The sequence below is a fragment of the Marinobacter sp. V032 genome (assembly GCF_052645435.1).
The window spans coordinates 236,090-256,428 of record NZ_JBQXYE010000001.1; the positions used below are offsets into that span (position 1 = coordinate 236,090).

Below are 20,339 nucleotides of genomic sequence, written 5' to 3' on the forward strand. Positions count from 1 at the left end.
CAATTTGCTTGCCAACTGGCAATAAAAATCTAAAAACACACAATCTGGACTAATTGGTCAGAAAATTGCAAAACATGCGACTATCTATACTGTGATTGTGTCGGGACAACTCCCTGACCAAGCCGTCGCCCCGACTTCTGAGCGAACCTGAACATCAGGGCCAACAGCGCGGAGCAATCGCGGTGTTAAGGGTACGAAATCAAGCGTTGCGAGGCACCTTGTGATTGAATTTTTTCTGAACGGCGAACATCAAACCCTGACCAATGCCGACCCAAATCTGAGCATTCTCGAGTGGCTGCGCACCAAAATGCGGCTTACCGGCACCAAAGAAGGCTGTGCCTCCGGCGACTGCGGCGCTTGCACCGTCAGCATAGGCTCACCGGATCCAACCCGGCCGGAGCGCCTGCGCTATGACAGCATCAACAGCTGCATCGGGCTGGTCGGCAGTCTGCATGGCTGTCACCTGGTAACGGTCGATGCGTTGAAACAGGAACCTGTCCATCCGGTCCAGAAAGCGATGATCGACTGTCATGGCGCCCAGTGCGGGTTCTGCACCCCCGGCATCATCATGTCGCTGTTTACCCTGCACACCGCGCGACATAGCGATGCGTTGCTGGCGCAGCAGCCGGTTCCGGACAATCAACTGCTGGAAGCGCTGGCCGGCAACCTGTGTCGCTGTACCGGTTATCGCCCGATAATTGCTGCCGGCCGCAAGGCCTGTGTGGAAACATGGAGCCCCGCAGCAGACCAGCCGCGGCCCCTGTCAGGACCGGACTGGCTGCAAGCGCCGGACATGACCGCCGCATTGACGCGGATGGCCACCCAACGTTCGGGGCTCGAGGAAGAGGCCACCCATCGCCGCTATGACACCCCGCTGACAGTTGATGAACTGCGAAGCCTGCGGGCCGATCACCCGAATGCACGCCTGATCGCCGGCGGCACGGACCTGGCGTTGGAAATCACCCAGCAGCTGAAAGATCTGGAGCATCTGATTGCCGTGGATCAGGTCGCCGAACTGAAAACCACAGAGATCCGTTCTGACGCGCTTTATCTCGGCGCCGGCGTCACCTATCGACAAATGCAGGCGCTGCTTCCGCAATACTGGCCCCACTTCGCAGGCATGCTTGAACGTCTGGGCTCCTTGCAGATTCGAAACAAAGGCACGCTTGGTGGGAATATCGGTAACGCATCGCCCATCGGTGATATGCCGCCAGCGCTGATAGCCCTGGGTGCCGAACTGGAGCTGGACAGCACCGAAGGCGTGAGGCGATTGCCGCTTGAATCCTTCTTTCTCGACTACAAGAAGACGGATATCAAGCCTGGTGAATTTATCCGTGGCGTGACCATCCCTTTGCCACAGGCCAATGACCAGTTGCTGCTCTACAAAATATCCAAACGGTTGGACGACGATATTTCCACCCTGCTGGGCGCGTTCTGGCTAAGGTTTGACGATGCCGACCGCACAACTCTGAGCGACTGCAGAATTGCATTTGGTGGCATGGCGGCTATTCCAAGACGGGCACAGGCAACCGAGAAGGCACTGATCGGCCAGAGCTGGGACGCGCACAGCATTGCGGCAGCGGTCGCGGCGCTCGCCAGCGATTTCCAGCCCATGTCCGATGTACGGGGCTCCGCCGATTACCGCAACACGGTGGCAGGCAACCTGCTCACCCGTGCACTGCTGGAAACCACGCGCTCTCACACTGACCCGGCCCTTCCGCTAACGGTGAACGACTATGCGTAAACTGCCCTCACATTCGGCACAGACGCCCACTTCTGCTCGCGGCGTCGCCGGCAACAGCGCCCATCACGACAGTGCCTGGAAACACGTCAGCGGACAGGCTCGCTATATCGATGATATTCCGGAAGCCGCCGACCTGCTGCACGCTGCTGTCGGCCAGAGCAGTGAAGCCCATGCCCGCATCCTGTCGATGGATCTTAGCGCCGTGCGCGAATATCCCGGTGTTGTCGCCGTCGTATCGGTAGATGACGTCCCCGGCCATACTGATATCGGACCGGTCTTTCCCGGCGATCCGGTACTGGCCGGCGATATTGTGGAATACATCGGCCAGCCTCTTTTCGCGGTAGCCGCCACCAGCATGCGCGCCGCCCGACAGGCGGCCCGACTGGCGAAAGTCGAGTACGAAAAGCTCGAACCGGTGCTGACGACTGAAGCCGCGCTGGCCAAGCAATTCTTCGTGCGCCCCAGTCATTCCCAGTTACGTGGCGATCCGGACACGGCGCTAGCCAATGCCCCGCATCGCCTGCAGGCCGACATGCATGTGGGTGGGCAGGAGCACTTCTATCTGGAAGGTCAGGCCTGTCTGGTGGAACCCACTGAGGACGCCGGCGTATTCGTGCACACCTCAAGTCAGCATCCATCTGAAGTACAGAAACTGGTCGCGGAGGTGCTGGATCTGCCGATTCACGAGATTCAGGTTGAGGTGCGCCGGATGGGCGGCGGCTTCGGCGGCAAGGAAACCCAGGCCGCGCCATTGGCCTGCATCAGCGCACTGCTGGTGCGCGCCACCGGGAGGCCAGTGAAATTCCGCATGGCCCGGGCCGATGACATGATCCAGACCGGCAAGCGCCACGATTTCTACAACACCTACGATATCGGCTTTGATGACAACGGCCTGATGCAGGGCGCCGATATCATGGTGGCGGGTCGATGCGGCTTCTCTCCCGACCTGTCCGACGCGATTGTCGACCGGGCCATGTTCCACGCCGACAACGCCTATTATCTCGATCAGGCCCGCGTAACCGGCCATCGCTGCAAAACCCACACGGTGTCCAACACCGCCTTTCGCGGTTTCGGCGGTCCGCAGGGCATGATGATTATCGAGCGTGCGATGGATGATATCGCCCGCCACATCGGTGCTGATCCACTGGATGTGCGCAAGCGCAACCTGTATCGGCCCGGACGCGACCAGACCCACTACGGCCAGACTGTTGAACAACACGTTCTGGCGGAACTGATCGATTCGCTGGAAACCAGCTCAGATTACCGGGAGCGCCGAACCGCAATCACCGCCTTTAACAGGCGCAGCCCGGTCATCAAAAAGGGCATCGCGCTGACGCCGGTCAAGTTCGGCATTTCATTCACCGCTCAGCACCTGAATCAGGCGGGCGCGCTGGTGCATGTCTATACCGATGGCAGCATTCACCTGAACCATGGCGGAACCGAGATGGGGCAAGGCCTCTACATCAAGGTGGCGCAGGTGGTGGCCGCAGCCTTTCAGGTGGATCTGGAGCGCGTCAAGGTATCCGCGACCCGCACTGACAAAGTGCCCAACACCTCGCCGACAGCGGCATCATCAGGTTCGGACCTCAACGGCATGGCCGCGCTGGACGCCTGTGAAACCATCAAGCAACGGCTGGTGGATTTCGCAGTCCAGACCTATAAAGTCGAACCCGGTAACGTGACCTTCAGCAACAATCAGGTCCATGTGGGCGCACAGGCTTTCGGTTGGGCCGAGTTTGTCCAGCAGGCCTATATGGCGCGGGTGTCACTCTCATCCACCGGCTTCTACGCAACGCCGATAATTTACTATGACCGGGAAGCCGGACAGGGCCATCCGTTCCTGTACTACGCTAACGGTGCGGCCTGTTCGGAAGTGGTGGTCGACACTCTCAGCGGCGAGTACCGCGTCATCCGCACCGATATTCTGCATGACGTGGGGCAATCGCTAAATCCGGAAATCGATATCGGCCAGATCGAAGGCGGCTTCATTCAGGGCATGGGCTGGCTCACCACCGAAGAACTGGTCTTCAGCGACGAAGGGCAACTGCTGACGACCGGCCCGGCCACTTACAAAATCCCCGCCGTGTCTGACGCCCCGCTTGATTTTCGCGTGGCGCTGCTGCCTCACAGCCCGAACCGCGAGGCCACAGTGTTTCGCTCCAAAGCCGTCGGAGAGCCCCCACTGATGCTGGGCATTTCGGTGTGGAGCGCGTTGCGCGACGCTGTTTCCAGCATTGCGGACTACCGCTTCAGTCCGCCACTGGACACCCCGGCCACGCCGGAGCGTGTGCTGGGCGCGGTCACCGCAACCCGCCGCTTCGCCGGCCTGGACGACACCGCATCAGGAGCCGCACCATGCAAAAGCGCATGAACTGGTATCAGGCGGTCGCCGACTGCGAAAAGCGGGGCGAACCCTATGTGCTGGTCACCGTATTAGGTGTGACCGGATCCGTCCCCCGTGAACCCGCCAGCAAGATGGTGGTCACCGGCGACCAGAGCCACGACACCATTGGTGGCGGGCATCTGGAATACCGCATCATCGCCCGCGCCCGTGAAAGGCTTGCAGCGAAAGAGTACGGCTACGAGATGGCGAACTTTCCACTGGGCGCCAGCCTCGGCCAGTGCTGCGGTGGCAGCGTGGCGGTGATGCTTGAGGGCCAGCCCGGCAGCGATGCCCGACTGGTTGTGTTCGGCGCCGGCCATGTGGCACAGGCGCTGATGAGCATCATGGGCCAGCTTCCCTGGCAGGTGACCTGGGTCGACAGTCGCGAAGAATGTTTTCCCGAAGCGCTCCCGATCAACGTTCGCCGGCATCTGACGGATGATCCGGTTGGTGATGCTGCGAATCTGGCCACTGACGCTCACTGCCTGATCCTGACCCATAATCACCAGCTGGACTTTGATCTTTGCCGCACGCTGCTGACCGCTGATACGGCTGCGTCCATAGGGCTGATCGGCTCGCAAACCAAAGCCAACCGCTTTGTGCAGCGACTGGTACACCGCGGCTTCAGCGACGAGGCCATTGGCAGAATCCGCTGCCCTGTCGGCCATCCGGACGTTCCGGGCAAGCGACCGATGGAAGTCGCTGTATCGATTGTCGCGGAGCTCCTGGCCCTTGCGGCAGACGATGGCAACGGCACGCAAGCCGCAAGACGCGGGCTATCCTGGTCAGGGCTGAAAACCCTGATGCAGGAGACACCGGTCGCGACTGAAACTGACACCACGGAGAAATGAATGTCTCTTGAGTCCCTTAACCGGATGAGCGAAGCCGAGGCCCGCCACGCTCTGCAAACCTGTTGCGCGGCTGACCGCTGGATCAACGGGATGGTAGCCGCCCGCCCCTTCCCCAGCAGCGAGGCACTGCACGCCAGAGCCGCGACACTATGGGCTACTTTGAGCGATGAAGACTGGCTGCAGGCATTTGATGCCCACCCTAAAATCGGCGATGTCACCAGCCTGAAAAAGAAATACGCCAATACCCACAGCCTGGCGAGTGGCGAACAATCCGCTACCGCCGCCGCCGACGAATCGGTGCTACAACGACTGAAAAACGGCAACGACGCCTACGCTGACAAGTTTGGCTTTATTTTTATCGTCTGCGCTACCGGCAAGTCCGCCGATGAGATGCTGGCGCTTCTCGAAGCCCGCTTGCCCAATACCCGGGCGCAGGAAATCGAAAATGCCGCCCGCGAGCAGGCCAAAATCACCCACATACGACTGGATAAACTGGCATGAGTAAAAGCCCGATTACCACCCATATTCTCGACCTGGGTACCGGCCGGCCGGCGGCCAATGTTGCCGTCAGCCTGAGCACCGGCGACAACGGCAACTGGACGCTGATCGCAGAAGGGACCACGGATGCCGACGGCCGCATCACTGACTGGTTTGAAGGCCCGATATCGCCCGGCCTTTACCGGCTTGAGTTCGCTACTGCCAGTTACTTCGGCGCACAGGACAAAGCCTGCTTTTACCCGCAAGTCACGCTGGATTTTGAAGTCAGCGACACTGACAGCCACTACCACGTCCCACTGCTACTCAATCAATGGGGCTACTCGACCTATCGGGGGAGCTGATGCCAGAACAGACAACCACATCGGCGCCGGAGCAGCGCGTAAAGGCGTTTCGTGGCCCGCTACTTTACTTCGTAGACGATCCCGGGTTGGGCGAACCGGATCAGGACAGTTACGTCTGGCTGCCGGACGGGCTACTCGTTATTGATAACCAAAAGGTCAGCGCGGTTGGACCGGCCGATCAGCTACTCGACCAATTGCCAGCGGACTGTGAGCCGGAACATTGGCCAGACTCGCTTATCGTGCCCGGTTTTATCGATACTCACGTCCATCTGCCACAGCTCGGAGTGATTGGCAGCTACGGCACGCAGCTTCTCGACTGGTTGGAAACCTACACCTTTCCCGCGGAAATGCGCTTCGAGCAAACCGACTGGGCCCAGAGCCAGGCTGAACTGTTTCTCGACCAGCTACTCCGCCACGGCACCACATCGGCACTGGTGTTCTGCACCTCTCACCCGGGATCGGTGGATGCACTGTTCCAGGCTGCCGAAAAGCGCGGGCAGGCCATTGTGGGCGGCAAGGTGATGATGGATCGTCACGCACCCGAAGGCTTGTGCGACGAGGCCGAAACCAGTGCCCGCGACAGCCAGGCGTTGATTGATCGCTGGCACAACAGGGGGCGCCTGCGCTACGCCGTCACCCCTCGTTTCGCCCCCACCTCATCACCGCGCCAGCTGGAACTGGCCGGCGAGCTGGTGAAAGCCAACCCCGGCGTGCTGATGCAAACCCACTGGGCTGAAAACAAGGCCGAGATCGACTGGGTCGGTTCACTGTTTCCGGAACGGGAAGACTACCTCGACGTCTACCAGCATTACGGCCTGCTGAACGACCACAGCGTGCTGGCCCACGGCATTCACATTGATGACGACGACCGCCAGCGTATGGTCGATAGTGGCGCCCGCATCGCCTTCTGCCCCACCTCGAATACGTTCCTGGGCAGCGGCCTGTTCGATCTCAAAAGTGCCCACGATGCCGGTATCCCCGTAGGGCTGGCCACCGACGTCGGCGGCGGCACCAACCTGTCACTGTTACCCACCATGGCCGAGGCCTACAAGGTATGCCAGCTGCGGGGCGAGTCACTGACGCCGTTTCATGCTTTCTATATGGCCACGCTCGGAAACGCCCGGGTACTGCATCAGGCAGATGAAACCGGCAGCCTCGAGCCCGGCAAGTTTGCGGACTTCCTGATTCTGGATCGCAGCGCGACGCCAATGCTCGGCCTCAAACAAGACCAGAGTGAAACGCTCAGTGAACAGCTTTTCGATCTGATGATTCTTGGCGATGACCGGGTGATTCGCCGTACCTATGTTGCCGGCGAATGCCGGTTTGATCGGGATGCCGCCATCCCTGAACTCACCACAGGAGCAGTCGCCCATGGCAGCCTACCTCAGTGAATGGCTGAGTCTGATCATCCGTTGGTTTCACGTGATTGCAGGGGTTGCCTGGGTAGGCGCGTCCTTCTACTTCATCTGGCTCGACAACCACCTGCGCAAGCCGCCGGAGTGGAAGGTTAAAAAGGGCATAAAAGGTGATCTTTGGGCGGTGCACGGCGGCGGCTTTTACGAAGTCGCCAAGTACGAGCTGGGCCCGGAAGAAATGCCACCCGTGCTGCACTGGTTCAAGTGGGAAGCGTACAGCACTTGGCTCAGCGGCATGGCGCTTCTGTTCACCGTGTACTACTTCGGCTCGCCGGGCTACCTGGTCGACGCCAGCCGCGCGGACCTGACACCCCTGGCGGCGGCCGCAATCGGGCTCGGTTTTATTGGCGGCATGCTGGTGCTTTACGAAGCCTTGATACGCAGCCCACTGGCGCGCAACGGCAAAGCCTTTGGGCTGGTGTTGTTTGCCCTGCTGGTTGCGGTGGACTGGACGCTGTTTCATATCTTCGCCGGTCGTGGCGCGTTTATCCATGTGGGTGCGGTTATTGGCACACTGATGGTGGGCAATGTGTTTCTCGGTATTATGCCGTCCCAGCGGGCACTGGTACGTGCAGTCGAGAACAACGAGACGCCGGGGCCTGAAGTCGCGCGACTGGCGGCACAGGCCAAGCTGCGATCAACCCACAACAACTACCTGACTCTGCCGATCATCTTCATCATGATCAGCAACCACTACCCGATGTTCTACGGCCACGAATACGGCTGGGCTGTGCTGGCAGCGATTGGTTTTATCACCGCTTTCGCCCGGCACTTTTTCAACCTTCGACACAGGGGCGTTTACCGGCCATCGATCCTGCTGATTGCTGCGATCATGACGGTCATCCTGATCGGCGTGCTGGCGCCATCGCCGACATCCGTTCCGGCAACCCCATCCGGCTCTGATACCAAAGTGACCGACGCCGATATTCAGTCGCTGATCGACACCCACTGCACCGGCTGCCATGCAAAAGTGCCCTCAAGCCCCGCCTTTCAGGCACCCCCTGCCGGCATCGCGTTTGATTCTCTGGAAGCGGTGAAGCAGCACCGGGAGAAGGTATTGCAGGCGGCGGTAAACAGTCAGTACATGCCGCTGGGGAACATGACCGGAATGAAACCGGAGGAGCGGAAGATGCTGGGCCGCTGGTTACAGCAACCCACTCAGTAATTAACGGGCTATGGGCCCATGACAGGGTTGTGCCCACCAAGTTGTGCTCGCTAAAAAGCCCGCAGGTTCTCACGAACTTGCGGGCTTTTTAATTGCCAGTTCAATGGCTGGCCGCCATCACATCTTCGCAGCAAAGTTCGCGTTGATCCGCTGCAACAGATAATCCCGGGCCGAAATCGGCGGGTATTTCTTTTCCGGCCCCTGAATCATGACGTCTTTATTGGCCTGGCAGAAGAACGCCATGCTGTAGCGCGGGCCACGGTATTCACCGGCCCTGGGCATCCGCACGCGGTGCAGTGTGGATCTCAGTCTGTCGTCGCTCCAGCGCATCAGCATGTCGCCGATGTTGCAGGTTATGACATCATCACGGGGCACCACGCTGCTCCACTCCTGCTGATCGCTGCTACGTGCGTCCTTGCCGGGGCATACCTGCAAACCGCCCTGGCCTTCTTTCTGGAACACCATCGTCAGGCAGTCAAAGTCGGTGTGGGCACCGGCGCGCCAGATGCCCGGCTCCGCTTGCGCGTCGTCCGCCATCGGCAGGTAATGCAACAGGCGCAGGGTGCTCTGATATTCCGGTGAGCTGCGATCATGGGCCCTGGTGAAAAAGTCGCGTTCAAAGCCCAGTTTGTCAGCGAAGCACGACAGAATCGCCATGCCCACCTGCCAGGCACTGTGTTCAAAATTCAGAATAATTCGCTGGAACTCCGGCAAAGTCGTCTGGCCCGGCCAGAGATCATCCATATGAGGCAGCGTCGCCTGATAGGATTCTTTCTGGTCAGCCGTGCCGGTTGAGGGGCGCACCTGCGACATGAACTCCCAGCCGGCATTGAGCCCCTGCTTGAGCGGGAACCGGCCTTTGGTGTCCTGATCCAGCGCAAAGAAGGCTTCGGTTGCCGCAAACGCTTCGCGAACCCGTTCAATATCCAGGCCGTGATTCACCAGCTGGAAGAATCCAACGTCGCTCGCTGCCTGCCAAAGCTGCTCGGTGATCGCTTCGCGGCGGTTCGCAAAATCGCTCAGGTCGATCAATGGAATCTGGCGCCGGTCGGTTTCAATGCCTTCACCGCCAAGTGTGCTTTCGAATTCGAGTTCTTTCATCCCGTATTTCATTGTCTTACTCCGCCGCAGGCTCAGGCATGAAGGAACGATCCACCGCGGTTTCCGGATCAAACGATGCGACATCAATACCCTGTGCACGAGCCGTCCACTTCCAGGTGGTCGCAAGGCGCTCCGGGTTGAAAACACCCATACCTTGCTCTGAACTGGCCTCGTTATACACCAGCGATTCGATGGAGCGAATGGTATCGGCTGCCAGCGCGGCATCCACTTCCGGCACGACATTATGCACAGCTTCACCGCTTTCATTGGGGTGAGCCCAGGTGTACTCGACGGCTTTTGCGTAGGCCTTTACAAATCGACGCGCAACATCGGGACGCTCATTGAGAAATGTTTCGCTGGCGATAACCGAAGTTGAATAGAACTTCAGCCCCGCGTCATACCAGGGCAACACCTGCAATTCCTTGCCAGCAGTCTTCGCCACAGCGGCGTACTTTTCCTTATCGGTAATCCAGCTGATCACCACATCAGTGCGGCCGGTGAGTAGCATCGGGTTCAGTGCCCCCGGGTCGGTTTTGACCAGTTTGACGCTGTCCTTATCGACACCATTAATATCAAGCAAAAGGGGCAGGAAAACATTTGACGAGGTGAACGGCGAGGTCGCTACAGTCTTGCCGGCAATATCCTTTACGCTGTCGACACCCGATCCTTTCAAGGTGTAGAACGCATGAGGCGCTTCGCTGAAGACCGAATAGATGCCTTTTACCGGGATATTGTCGTTGGCTCGCGCCTGCAGCAATGCAACCAGGTCGGAAAGACCCACATCGGCACGACCGGTCATCAGCTTGGTCAGGGCATCGGTTGAACCCCGACCCTGAGAGATGCTGACATCCAGATCCTGCTCTGCAAAGAAGCCCTTCTCCAGCCCCACATAAACCGGCGCCTTGTCACCGCCTGGCAGCCAGTCAAGCTGGAAGGTGACCTTGTCTGCCGCCAGCAGCGTTGACGAGCCCATCATCATCCCCGCCAGCACCAGTGTTTTCGGGATAAATCCCCATGCCTTTTTCATGCTTGTCATTTGCTAGTCTCCGAGTGTCAGAATCAGCGCATCACGCGCCATCAATGAAACCGGTCTGGCGTGGCGACAGTCGAAGAGCACACAGCAAGTGGAGGTCGGAACCGGATCACCCTTGCCATCACGCTCCGCCATTGCCCTATAGCAAGCCGGTCGCGCGATGAGCAATGCCCGGGTTCCTGAATGTGAAGGAACCTGACCGCTTCTACTCAGTCACGTTCAGGCAGGACCCCGGGCGATCAATGCGTTTGCGCACCGAGCCTTCTCAGGGGTCCATCACCTGACTTCAACAAAGCATCCGACATGCCAGAACTGAAGAACCCGCGCGCCACATAGCATTGACAGGAAAGCACCCCACCCTGACCAACCGGACAGCTTTTCAAACTGCACCAAGATAATCCACAATCACGCGACCGTGCTGCGAAATAAAGCACCGGATTACGGGCGGTGATAACACGGTAGACCGGACGGGCCGGGCTTCAGAGAAATGGAAAGGTTATTGCTTTGCATAAGTGCTCAAGAGTGCAGAGCGCTGCAACATAAATGAGGCAGCACTTAATCCATCGTTTTCAAGAGTAGAAGCGGTCAGGTTACCCCGCCTTCAAGTTGAAGAGGCTACTGCAGAACGACTGCCCCACAACGTTTTGCAGCCAGCTTATCGGGCACCGGGACATTGCTCTTTTTTTCAGATTCGGGCCTTACCGGGTCCGATCAGTAGAGGAATGACCATGAACTACCTGATTCGCAATGCCATCGCGCTGTTTTCAGAACAGCACCCCAGTGCCACAGACATTCGGATCGCCGACGGCAGGATCACCGAAATCGGCCGCCAACTCACGCCAACCAACGATTACCCGGAGCAGATCATTGACGCCCGTGGGTGTGTCATTTACCCCGGGCTGGTCAACACCCACCATCATCTGGCGCAATCTATCCTCAAGGGGATTCCGGGCGGTATTAACCAGGGCCTGGGTGACTGGCTTGCCTCCGTGCCTTATCGGTTCTGGCCTCATATCACACCTGATCTGATGTACCACGCCGCCCGCCTGGGCCTTTACGAGTTGCTCCGCTCGGGCGCAACCACTTGCGCTGATCATCACTATCTCTATCACCGGGACACGTCGCAGGAACTGGAAGATGCCGTTTGGCAGGCGGCGGACGATCTCGGCATTCGACTGGTGCTGTGCCGGGGCAGTGCAACCGAGCAGGGCAGCCACAAGGGCATGGCACGGGGCGGTGTTGTGCCGGAAACACTGGATCAGGTAATGAGCCGGATGGAACACAGTCGCACCCGTTACCATCAGGAAGGCGGCAATGCCATGCGCAAGCTGGTTGCAGCGCCCACCAGCCTGATTCACTCCAGTTCACCCCAAAGCCTGAAAACGATTGCCGAATGGGCTGGCCAGCACGGTATCCGCCGTCACTCCCACCTGCTGGAAGTGGACTATGACGAGCAGCAGTCGCTGCAAAAATATGGCATGAAGGCTATTGATTACGCAGCTGATTGCGGCTGGCTGGGCCCGGACGTCTGGTTTGCTCATCTGGTAAAGGCCGACGACTACGCCATCAGCAAGCTGGCAGCTACCGGCACGGGCATTGCCCACTGCCCCACCTCAAACTGCCGACTCGGCAGCGGCGTCGCGCCGGTGATTGAACTGCAGCAGGCAGGCGCGCCCATCAGTATCGGCGTTGATGGCTCAGCCTCGTCCGAGTCCGGGTCGATGCTGCAGGAGCTGAACCTGACCTGGCTGCTTCACCGCGCCGTTCACGGGCCTGACGCGACCCATCTGGAAACTGTTCTCCATTGGGGCAGCCGGGACGGAGCAAGGTTGCTGGGACTCAACGACCTGGGCGAGATCGCAGTCGGTCAGGCTGCTGACCTTGTGCTGTACGATATTCGTAAACCCCGCTTTTCAGGTGTTCACACTCCGCTGATGGCGCCCTTGCTCTGTGCCGAGCCCACCGCCGTCAAGCACAGTTTTATCAATGGCAAACCGGTAGTGCGGGACGGGCAGGTGAAGGGGCTGGATGAGGCCGAGCTGGTGGCAAGTGTGCAGGCCAGCGTGAACACTCTGCTGGCGCGGGTCAGCTAACCACTCCGGGACCAATTTAACACCCACAAAAAAGCCCGGCGCAGAGATGCGTCGGGCCAAGGGAGACAGCAATAACTGCGGAAGTGCGATCTCCCGCGGTCATTGCCCTTGAAACCTCTTACTTCGGCAGAGTCGATGTCATACCTTCGACATACCAATTCATACCGGCCAACTCTTCCTTCGTCATGTCCTTGCCTTCAGGCACTCGCAGCTTGCCTGACTGGTCTTTCAACGGGCCGGCAAACGGATGCAGTGAACCGTTACCAATGGCTTCGATGGTGTCGTCAATCTTCTTGCGCTGTTCGTCAGTCAGACGATCACTGATGCTGGCGATTTTGATATCGCCTTCATGGATGCCGCCCCAGTAGTCTTCAGATTTCCAGGTGCCGTCCATAACTTGCTGAACTGTCTGGATGTAGTACGGCGCCCAGTCATCCACTACCGACAGCAGGTGCGCTTCGGGCCCGAAACGGGACATGTCCGATGCCTGGCCTACTGCCCAGATGCCGCGTTTTTCGGCTGCCAGCATCGCAGCCGGACTGTCTGTGTGCTGGATAATCACATCAACGCCCTGATCCATCAGAGTATTGGCGGCATCCGCTTCCTTGGCAGGGTCAAACCAGGTGCTGACCCAGACCACTTTCAGCTCAACATCAGGATTAATCTTGCGGGCTGCCAGGAAGGTAGCATTGATATCGCGGATCACTTCAGGAATCGGGAAGGATGCAATGAATCCCAGCTTGTTGGTCTTGGTAACCATACCCGCAGCCGTACCGGAAACATAACGGCCCTCGTAGGTTGTGGACAGGTAGGTTCCCATATTCTCTGACCGCTTGTAGCCGGTCGCGTGCAGGAAGGTTTTATCCGGGTATTCTTTTGCTACCCGTGCGGTCGGGTTCATGAAACCGAACGACGTGGTGAAGATAATGTCGTTGCCGGCCTGCGCCAGCTTGCGAATGGTACGTTCTGCATCAGCCCCTTCACTGACATTTTCTACATAGGTGGTCTGCACTTTATCGCCGAAGTGCTCTTCAAGAGCCAGACGCCCCTGATCATGCTGGTAGCTCCAGCCGTGGTCACCCACCGGTCCGACATAAACGAAACCGACTTTCATCGGGTCTTCAGCAAAGGCCTGCATCGGCAGAACCAGTGCGGCCACCAGCGCCAGCTTTTTAAACAATCGCATACGTGCACTCTCCTGTTATGAATTACTTTTTTAGTACTTATCCACGTTACGGCAGCAGCGTGCCTCCACCCCGGAGCCGTTAGGACCTGTTCCCGACCGGTGACCAGCACCGAACGTGAATTGGCATTGTCATCACTCTTTACTCTTTGCATCGAGCAAAAAGCTGGCCAAATGTTCAGGAAATCGAGTAAACCACTGATATAGAGTCAGTTAGCTATTTTAAGGTAGCAGAAAATACCAGAGAGTATGACGAGCAGCACCAAAAGTGAGCATAAAGAAGGCGCCCTGCCTGCTTATATTGCAGGCAGGGCGTGGAACGGTATGGCGAGCGGTATACGCCCTCAGACTTTGAACTGGCTGATCAGGCCGCGCAGGTTTTCGCTGAGTCGTGCCAGTTCCTGACTCGCTTCAGTCGTTTGGGTGACGCCGGTATCACTGCGCTGAGCCGCTTCAACAATTCGCACGACGTTCTGGTTAATTTCTTCAGAAACGTGGCTCTGCTCCTCAGCAGCAGTGGCGATCTGGGTCACCTGATCGTGAATCTGCCCGACCGATTTCTCGATTGTACGCAGGGTGTCCGTTGCGTGGTTGATGCGCTCAACCGTTTCACCGGAACGTGCCCGGGAGGCCTGCATCCGTTCAACTGCAGCCCGCGATTCGGTCGTGAAGCCATCGATCATCTCGCGAATCTGGTCGGCCGATTCCGCACTGCGCCGGGCAAGCTGGCGCACTTCGTCTGCAACCACCGAGAATCCCCGACCGTGGTCGCCTGCACGGGCCGCCTCAATCGCAGCGTTCAGCGCGAGCAGGTTGGTCTGTTCGGTCACCGCATGAATCACGTCCAGCACCTGCTGGATGTCATCCGTCTTCTCCGCCAGCTTGTCGATGTTACTGGCGGTCTGGGCGATCTCTTGCGACAGAGCGTTCACTGCCGACTGGGCGTGGGTAATGGTTTCACCGCCGTCTTTCGCCAGGCGGTCAGCATCCGATGCGGCCGATTCTACGGAATTGGCATTGCCGGCAATCTGCTGAATCGTGGCCGACATTTCATGGATCGCCGAGGCAATCTGATCCGTTTCAGAACCCTGCTCCTGCACCGATGAGCGGGTTTCGCTGGCCACACTGCTCAGTTCTTCAGCCGCCGATGCAACCTGATCGGTCGTCGAGCCCACTTCACGGATTGTGTTCTGGATCTTGATGGTAAAGGCATTGAAGCGGCGCCCAAGCTCCGATAGCTCGTCGTTACCCTCATCCGGCAACCGCTGACGCAGATCACCCTCGCCTTCGGCAATTTCGCGCATGGTCTGGCTTACAGCCTGGATCGGACGTGTGACACTCAGCCCCACGAAACCGCCGAGTATCAGAGCGATAACGACGATCACCAGTGTCGCCAACAAAATGGATGTCATGGCACTGACCACTTCGGCATCGATTTCTTCCCGGGCCGCTGCAACTTTCTGGTCTATGTCCGTGACATAGACACCCGCACCCAGCAACCAGTCCCAGCCGGGAATAACGACGGAATAGGACACCTTGGGTTCCGTATTACCCGACGCTGGATTCGCCCACTCATAACCATGTATGCCATCCTTTTCGGCCGCATCAAACAGCGTCAAAACCAGTTTCCGAACGGTCGCATTGTCACGCAACAATGCAGGCCCTTCCTTAGTCGGGTCGGGGCGGTATGCCAGATTGATCAAGTCGCGACTATAGGCAAACACATAATTGTTGTTGCCAAAGCCGATCGCCCGGATTCTATCCCGGGCCTGCGTCTTTGCTTCTGATTCGGCTAGCGAGGGATCGCTCTTGGCTTGAAGTACCGCCGATCGGGCTGCCTCGACTACATTCTTCAGACCTTCCTGGCGAGCTTCCATGATCTGTTCACGCAGTCGTTCGACTTCGTGGTCACCGTTGGTCTTTAACTGGTTCACAGTCATCCAGCTCATTACAACTGCGGTCAGCAGTACGGGTACGATTGTCGCCAGCATCAGACGTGAGCGAATGCGCAGCCGGTTCAGTATTGTCATTGTCAGGATCCCGTAGGTATGGCTAAACAGTTTTTTGTTATCCGTGGTGGTATCACGGGCCCCATTGCGCCAAGTTGTGGGGCGCTGGGGCGAGATAGATGCAAACACCACATACTATAGCGGCCATTGCGCAGATTTCTTCAGCCGAAGTTACACAGTCATAACAAAACCGTTTAACGTCCCTGCTGAGCGAGGCACGCGCTGTGATCCGCGAATGCGACAGATTCTGGTAAAAAGGCAGGAAAATTCTCAATTTCGGGCCATAGTTAAGGTATTCGCATCTCAGCAAGGACCTTATTCAGGATGTATCCAGACAAGCCAACGCCTCAAGGCCCTGAGGCGCAGCGTCGCACCTCCACCCCCAAACTCTTGCGTCACACCAGACAACTTCTGGCGATGTGTCTGTTGTTATTCGGACTGATCGGTCTGGTAACGCCGGCGCAGGCTCAGGATGACGATATAGATCCAGCACAAACCGACGTCTCACCGGTCACCATTGACGGTGAAGTCCTGTTTCGCCTCGCCGGCACCAACTCCTTCCCGTCGACAGAACGGGCCGGCAACGTCGCCAGCCGCATCGCTGAAGCCGCCAGAGATGACGGGATCGCGCCGGAGGACGTGAAGCTGGTCAGCGGCGACAACCGCGTCAACATCATGGCAGGTGAACGCCGGTTGCTGGTGATTTTCCCCATCGATGCAAGTATCGAAGGCGCACCGATTGCAGAAGTAAGTGAAGTATTCAAAACCCGGATTGCCAGCGCCATTACTGCTTATCGCAGCCACCGGACATCCGCGTACCTGTTTCAGGCCCTGCTATACGCCGGCGCGGCAGTGCTGATCGCCGGCGTGCTTATCTGGGCGATTATTGTACTGTTCCGGCGTCTGCTGGCCTTTCTTGAAGCCCGATACAAGCGGCGGGTACAAGACCTGAAGATCGAGTCGTTCGAGGTGGTTCGGGCAGAAAACATCTGGGGCGCTGTCACCGGCCTGCTCAGGTTCATCCGCACGGCAACGGTTTTGATACTCGCCTACCTGTGTGTCGAGTTTGTGCTGTACCAGTTCCCCTGGACCCGGTCCACCGCCAATATCCTGCTCAATATGGTGGTCGATCCGCTGACCTCCATTACGGTGGCATTCATCAACTATCTGCCGCAGTTGATCTTCCTGATCATTCTGATTGCCGTCGCCCGTTACCTGATCAAGCTGATGCACCTGTTTTTCAGAGGCGTCGAGCGCGGGCGCGTTCAACTCGGCGAGTTTGACCCTGAATGGGCCCAGCCCACATTCAAGTTGCTGCGCTTCTTCGTCATTCTGCTTACCGCGGTGCTGGCTTATCCCTATATTCCCGGCTCCGGCAGCGCCGCATTCCAGGGGCTGTCGCTGTTGCTCGGTATTATGGTCTCACTGGGCGCGTCTTCGGCGGTATCAAGCATCGTTGCGGGCTATGCCATGACTTATCGGCGGGCATTCCGGATCGGCGATCTGATTTCGGTGGGTGAATACACTGGTGTAGTGGAGGAAACGCGGCTGCTGGTGACCCATTTGCGCACCGTGCGCAATGAGGAAATTGTGCTTCCCAATGCGCTGATTCTGAACAGCCCGGTCAACAATTTGAGCCGGTCATCATCCGGCGATGGTCTGGTACTGCACACCACCGTCGGTATCGGCTACGAAACACCCTGGCGGCAGGTCGAAGCCATGCTGAAAGAGGCCGCCGGGCGCACCCGCAACATCCGCAACAAACCCGCTCCCTTCGTGCTAGAGAAGGAGCTGGGCGACTTCGCCGTGGTGTATGAACTGAATGTGTATGTCGACAAGCCGGCGCACAGGTTCCATCGCTATGCCGAATTGCATCGCAACATACTGGACGTGTTCAACGAATATGGCGTGGCCATTATGACGCCATCCTATATTGCTGACCCGGAAGAACCCAAACTGGTGCCCAAAGAAGCCTGGTACGCGGCTCCGGCTGCGCCGCCTGCCGACACAGCCGGCGGCGATAAGACGGGCAACGGGGACGATCCGGAAGAAACCCGATCTCAGGACAACAAGTCACCCAAACCTAATCTGCCAAAAGACAGGTCATCGTAAGGGCACGCGCGATTGCGGTCAGTGGCGGCCGAGGTGACTGAACACCTCGGTCCCTGCGCTGACGGCAATCGCGACCACCAGCCCGCTCAGCACCAGCCCGACCAGCGCGATCACCACCGCCAGAAAACGGGGTATGCTGCGCTTGGGCACACGGTCGCCATAGCCGACTGTGGTACCGGTGATGCAGGCCCAGTAGAGCGCGTCCTGCCAGCGCCAGCCTTCAATCCGGCCGGCCCATAAACCGAGTACAAGAATCAGCACAGCAAGGAACGTAAGCACCGGCGATGCCTGCAGCAAGCGCTCAAAAAACAACACAACAAACTGGGAGGTAAACGCCATAACAATTCCGGGATCCGGGCAGTGACGGTATCTGAATCATAATCATCAGGCTTCAGCCTGTCACGGAACGCACCTGAAGGGTCAGGCCCAACGTCTCTCCTTGGTAAAGACGATATTCATATAGAGCTTGAAGCCCGCTTCCGACAGCGATCCGTAAAGCTCTTCACGCACGTTATCCAGCTCACCGATATCAACCGGCCCGAAGTCGTTTGGCGTAATGAACGTGATATCCACTGCCAGCTCCCGCCCGACTTTGGCCATCCGAATAACCGCATTGGGCAGCCGATGATTGGCCGCTACTGCGTCAATCCGCGTCCGCAGGTCTTCCTGCAGATCTTCTGAAGGCGCCATCATTAACAGTTCGCGGACGCTATAGACCAATCGGCTCACCGGCACCCTGATAAAGAAAACGGACGCCGCGACAACCATCCCCGGGTCGATGTAGGGAACAATCGCGCGCCAGTCGGTATAGGACAGACCGAAGCTCAGACAGAAACTGGCCAGCACCACGGTGCTGAAAACCAGATCGGCCATCCACTGCTCTGATTCTGCCTGCACCAGATCCGGCAGGTCCGCGCCTTTGCTTTTGAGATAGAGCCACACCACCAGGCAGGTCAGCATCGAAATCAACGCATAGAGCATGCCCGACAACGAACTGGTGGCGGTATTGCCTCCATCCAGAATCAGAACCAGTGCGGTCACCACACCATAGATACAGACACCGATAATGACGATCGCCTTGAGCGATACGATCAACGGCTCCAGCGCGACCCGGCCAAACTGGAAGGTGTTGTCATGGGGACGATTGACCATCCACAGCGCCACTATCGAGAGGATCGACAGAAAAATACTGACGCCCGAATAGATGCCGTCAAACAGGATCACGCTGGATTTGATGGCCAGGCCCCAGAACAATCCCAGAACCGTGACGAATAGCGCACCCCAGACCGATATCTGCAGTAGCCGGCTTTCAAGACGGGACGTTTTATTCATCGCAAACCTCATTCAGAGATGCCCTGCTACAACCCTGTAGCAACCAGCAATCGCGGCAAGCATAGAGCAGCCCCGGCGCCGCGCTATCCGTGTTAGTACCCATCGGGTCGGGTGACGGCAAAACCGCTATCGCGCGCTTTACTGATCCAGATCAAATTTTATCGAGGTCGCAGTTGATTCAGGTCAAACAGGCGGCCCACCAGCCGGGATAAAGTTGTCATATCAACTTATATCAGGAGGTACTCATCATGTATCTGGACACTGTTGTTATCGCCGGCATGGCCACTGTTTCACTGTTGTTCGTATTCTTTGGGGGCGTGGGTTACTTCATCTACAAGGACTCCCACAAGCACAAATAGCCCGAGCGATATCCCGGGAGTTTCACCTGCCACCGGTCGGCGCTATGATGGAGCCGGTTCGGGGCGGCCGCTCATGGCTGCGCCGAAAAAGTGTCAGGAGCTCCATGCGACAAGCACCCTGTCCCCGTTGCGGGGTTCATCCCAACATTTGTGTCTGCGATGCCTGTCAGCCGATCAGCGGAGCTCCGCCGCTCTGGGTATTACAGCATCCATCAGAAGTGGCACAAAACAAGGGGACACTGAGGATCGCCACCGCGTGTCTGCCCGATTTAAGGGTACTGGTGGGCGAAACACCGGCTGATTTCGAACCGCTCGCCATTCGCAGCCAACAGATTCCCATGGGGCTGATTTATCCCACCACCGCCAGCGCCGCGCTGGAATCCGCCCCCGTCGCACAGGTGCGGGAATGGATTATTCTGGATGGCACCTGGCGCAAGGCGTCCCGTATTTTTCTCAGCAACCCCTGGCTCAACGCGCTGCCGCAGTTCCACTTTAATGCCGCACCGCCTTCACGCTACCGCATCCGCAAAGCCTCCCGGGATGACAGCGTCTCCACCGTCGAGGCCATCGCCCATCTATTGTCCCAGGTCGCGCCCGGTTGCGATTACGATCCGCTGTATGCCGCGCTGGACACGTTAGTCAAACGCCAACTCGCGCAGATGCCGCCTAAAGTCCGGCAGCGGTACGACTGATTACGCTATTGCGTTTCTGATAGCGCTA

General features: G+C 58.2%; 17 protein-coding genes. 11 read left to right on the top strand and 6 right to left on the bottom strand.

Annotation, left to right across the window (positions count from 1 at the left end; all coding sequences use genetic code 11):
• Positions 1–220 precede the first annotated feature (220 nt).
• The 7 genes from xdhA to ACUN9X_RS01130 are packed head-to-tail and all read left to right on the top strand — an operon-like array spanning position 221 to position 8,397.
• Positions 221–1,744: a xanthine dehydrogenase small subunit gene (gene xdhA, locus ACUN9X_RS01100; RefSeq protein WP_445471923.1), complete on the top strand. Its 1,524-nt coding sequence runs from the start codon at positions 221–223 to the stop codon at positions 1,742–1,744.
• Positions 1,737–4,115: a xanthine dehydrogenase molybdopterin binding subunit gene (xdhB, locus tag ACUN9X_RS01105; RefSeq protein ID WP_445471924.1), complete on the top strand. Its 2,379-nt coding sequence runs from the start codon at positions 1,737–1,739 to the stop codon at positions 4,113–4,115. The genes xdhA and xdhB overlap by 8 nt, the downstream gene beginning before the upstream one ends.
• Positions 4,100–4,978 carry a xanthine dehydrogenase accessory protein XdhC gene (gene xdhC / locus ACUN9X_RS01110; protein ID WP_445471925.1) on the top strand — a complete coding sequence of 293 codons (879 nt, stop codon included), beginning with the start codon at positions 4,100–4,102 and terminating at the stop codon, positions 4,976–4,978. Before xdhB ends, xdhC begins: the two co-directional genes overlap by 16 nt.
• Positions 4,979–5,479 (top strand): 2-oxo-4-hydroxy-4-carboxy-5-ureidoimidazoline decarboxylase, encoded by a 501-nt coding sequence (gene uraD, locus ACUN9X_RS01115; protein WP_260036930.1) that lies wholly within the window; start codon positions 4,979–4,981, stop codon positions 5,477–5,479.
• Positions 5,476–5,817 (top strand): hydroxyisourate hydrolase, encoded by a 342-nt coding sequence (uraH, locus tag ACUN9X_RS01120; RefSeq protein WP_445471926.1) that lies wholly within the window; start codon positions 5,476–5,478, stop codon positions 5,815–5,817. The genes uraD and uraH overlap by 4 nt, the downstream gene beginning before the upstream one ends.
• Positions 5,817–7,208: a guanine deaminase gene (gene guaD, locus ACUN9X_RS01125; RefSeq protein WP_445471927.1), complete on the top strand. Its 1,392-nt coding sequence runs from the start codon at positions 5,817–5,819 to the stop codon at positions 7,206–7,208. Before uraH ends, guaD begins: the two co-directional genes overlap by 1 nt.
• On the top strand, positions 7,189–8,397 hold the full coding sequence (locus tag ACUN9X_RS01130; RefSeq protein ID WP_445471928.1) for a urate hydroxylase PuuD: 1,209 nt from the start codon (positions 7,189–7,191) through the stop codon (positions 8,395–8,397). The genes guaD and ACUN9X_RS01130 overlap by 20 nt, the downstream gene beginning before the upstream one ends.
• Before the next feature lie 117 nt (positions 8,398–8,514).
• On the opposite strand, the gene ACUN9X_RS01135 is transcribed toward ACUN9X_RS01130, so the two are convergent.
• Positions 8,515–9,510, bottom strand: coding sequence for an isopenicillin N synthase family dioxygenase (locus tag ACUN9X_RS01135; RefSeq protein WP_445471929.1), 996 nt, complete (start codon positions 9,508–9,510; stop codon positions 8,515–8,517).
• Positions 9,511–9,514: 4 nt separating this feature from the next.
• Positions 9,515–10,534, bottom strand: coding sequence for an ABC transporter substrate-binding protein (locus ACUN9X_RS01140; RefSeq protein ID WP_445471930.1), 1,020 nt, complete (start codon positions 10,532–10,534; stop codon positions 9,515–9,517).
• A 725-nt stretch (positions 10,535–11,259) separates the two neighbouring features.
• On the opposite strand from ACUN9X_RS01140, the gene ACUN9X_RS01145 reads away from it, so the two are divergent.
• Positions 11,260–12,624 carry an amidohydrolase family protein gene (locus tag ACUN9X_RS01145; protein ID WP_445471931.1) on the top strand — a complete coding sequence of 455 codons (1,365 nt, stop codon included), beginning with the start codon at positions 11,260–11,262 and terminating at the stop codon, positions 12,622–12,624.
• Between the two features lie 118 nt (positions 12,625–12,742).
• On the opposite strand, the gene ACUN9X_RS01150 is transcribed toward ACUN9X_RS01145, so the two are convergent.
• Together ACUN9X_RS01150 and ACUN9X_RS01155 are read right to left on the bottom strand one after the other, a co-directional pair.
• Positions 12,743–13,810, bottom strand: coding sequence for a BMP family ABC transporter substrate-binding protein (locus ACUN9X_RS01150; RefSeq protein ID WP_445471932.1), 1,068 nt, complete (start codon positions 13,808–13,810; stop codon positions 12,743–12,745).
• A 341-nt stretch (positions 13,811–14,151) separates the two neighbouring features.
• Positions 14,152–15,837 (bottom strand): methyl-accepting chemotaxis protein, encoded by a 1,686-nt coding sequence (locus tag ACUN9X_RS01155; RefSeq protein ID WP_260036941.1) that lies wholly within the window; start codon positions 15,835–15,837, stop codon positions 14,152–14,154.
• A 303-nt stretch (positions 15,838–16,140) separates the two neighbouring features.
• On the opposite strand from ACUN9X_RS01155, the gene ACUN9X_RS01160 reads away from it, so the two are divergent.
• Positions 16,141–17,928 carry a mechanosensitive ion channel family protein gene (locus ACUN9X_RS01160; protein ID WP_445471933.1) on the top strand — a complete coding sequence of 596 codons (1,788 nt, stop codon included), beginning with the start codon at positions 16,141–16,143 and terminating at the stop codon, positions 17,926–17,928.
• A gap of 18 nt (positions 17,929–17,946) precedes the next feature.
• On the opposite strand, the gene ACUN9X_RS01165 is transcribed toward ACUN9X_RS01160, so the two are convergent.
• Positions 17,947–18,267: a potassium channel family protein gene (locus ACUN9X_RS01165; RefSeq protein ID WP_445471934.1), complete on the bottom strand. Its 321-nt coding sequence runs from the start codon at positions 18,265–18,267 to the stop codon at positions 17,947–17,949.
• Between the two features lie 81 nt (positions 18,268–18,348).
• Positions 18,349–19,260, bottom strand: a complete 912-nt coding sequence (locus ACUN9X_RS01170) for a cation diffusion facilitator family transporter (RefSeq protein WP_445471935.1) — start codon at positions 19,258–19,260, stop codon at positions 18,349–18,351.
• Between the two features lie 248 nt (positions 19,261–19,508).
• Here ACUN9X_RS01170 and ccoM point away from each other — a divergent pair, with 248 nt between their 5' ends.
• Together ccoM and ACUN9X_RS01180 are read left to right on the top strand one after the other, a co-directional pair.
• Positions 19,509–19,619 (top strand): cytochrome c oxidase subunit CcoM, encoded by a 111-nt coding sequence (gene ccoM / locus ACUN9X_RS01175; protein WP_279307060.1) that lies wholly within the window; start codon positions 19,509–19,511, stop codon positions 19,617–19,619.
• A gap of 104 nt (positions 19,620–19,723) precedes the next feature.
• Positions 19,724–20,311 (top strand): tRNA-uridine aminocarboxypropyltransferase, encoded by a 588-nt coding sequence (locus tag ACUN9X_RS01180; protein ID WP_445471936.1) that lies wholly within the window; start codon positions 19,724–19,726, stop codon positions 20,309–20,311.
• The last annotated feature ends 28 nt before the right edge of the window (positions 20,312–20,339 follow it).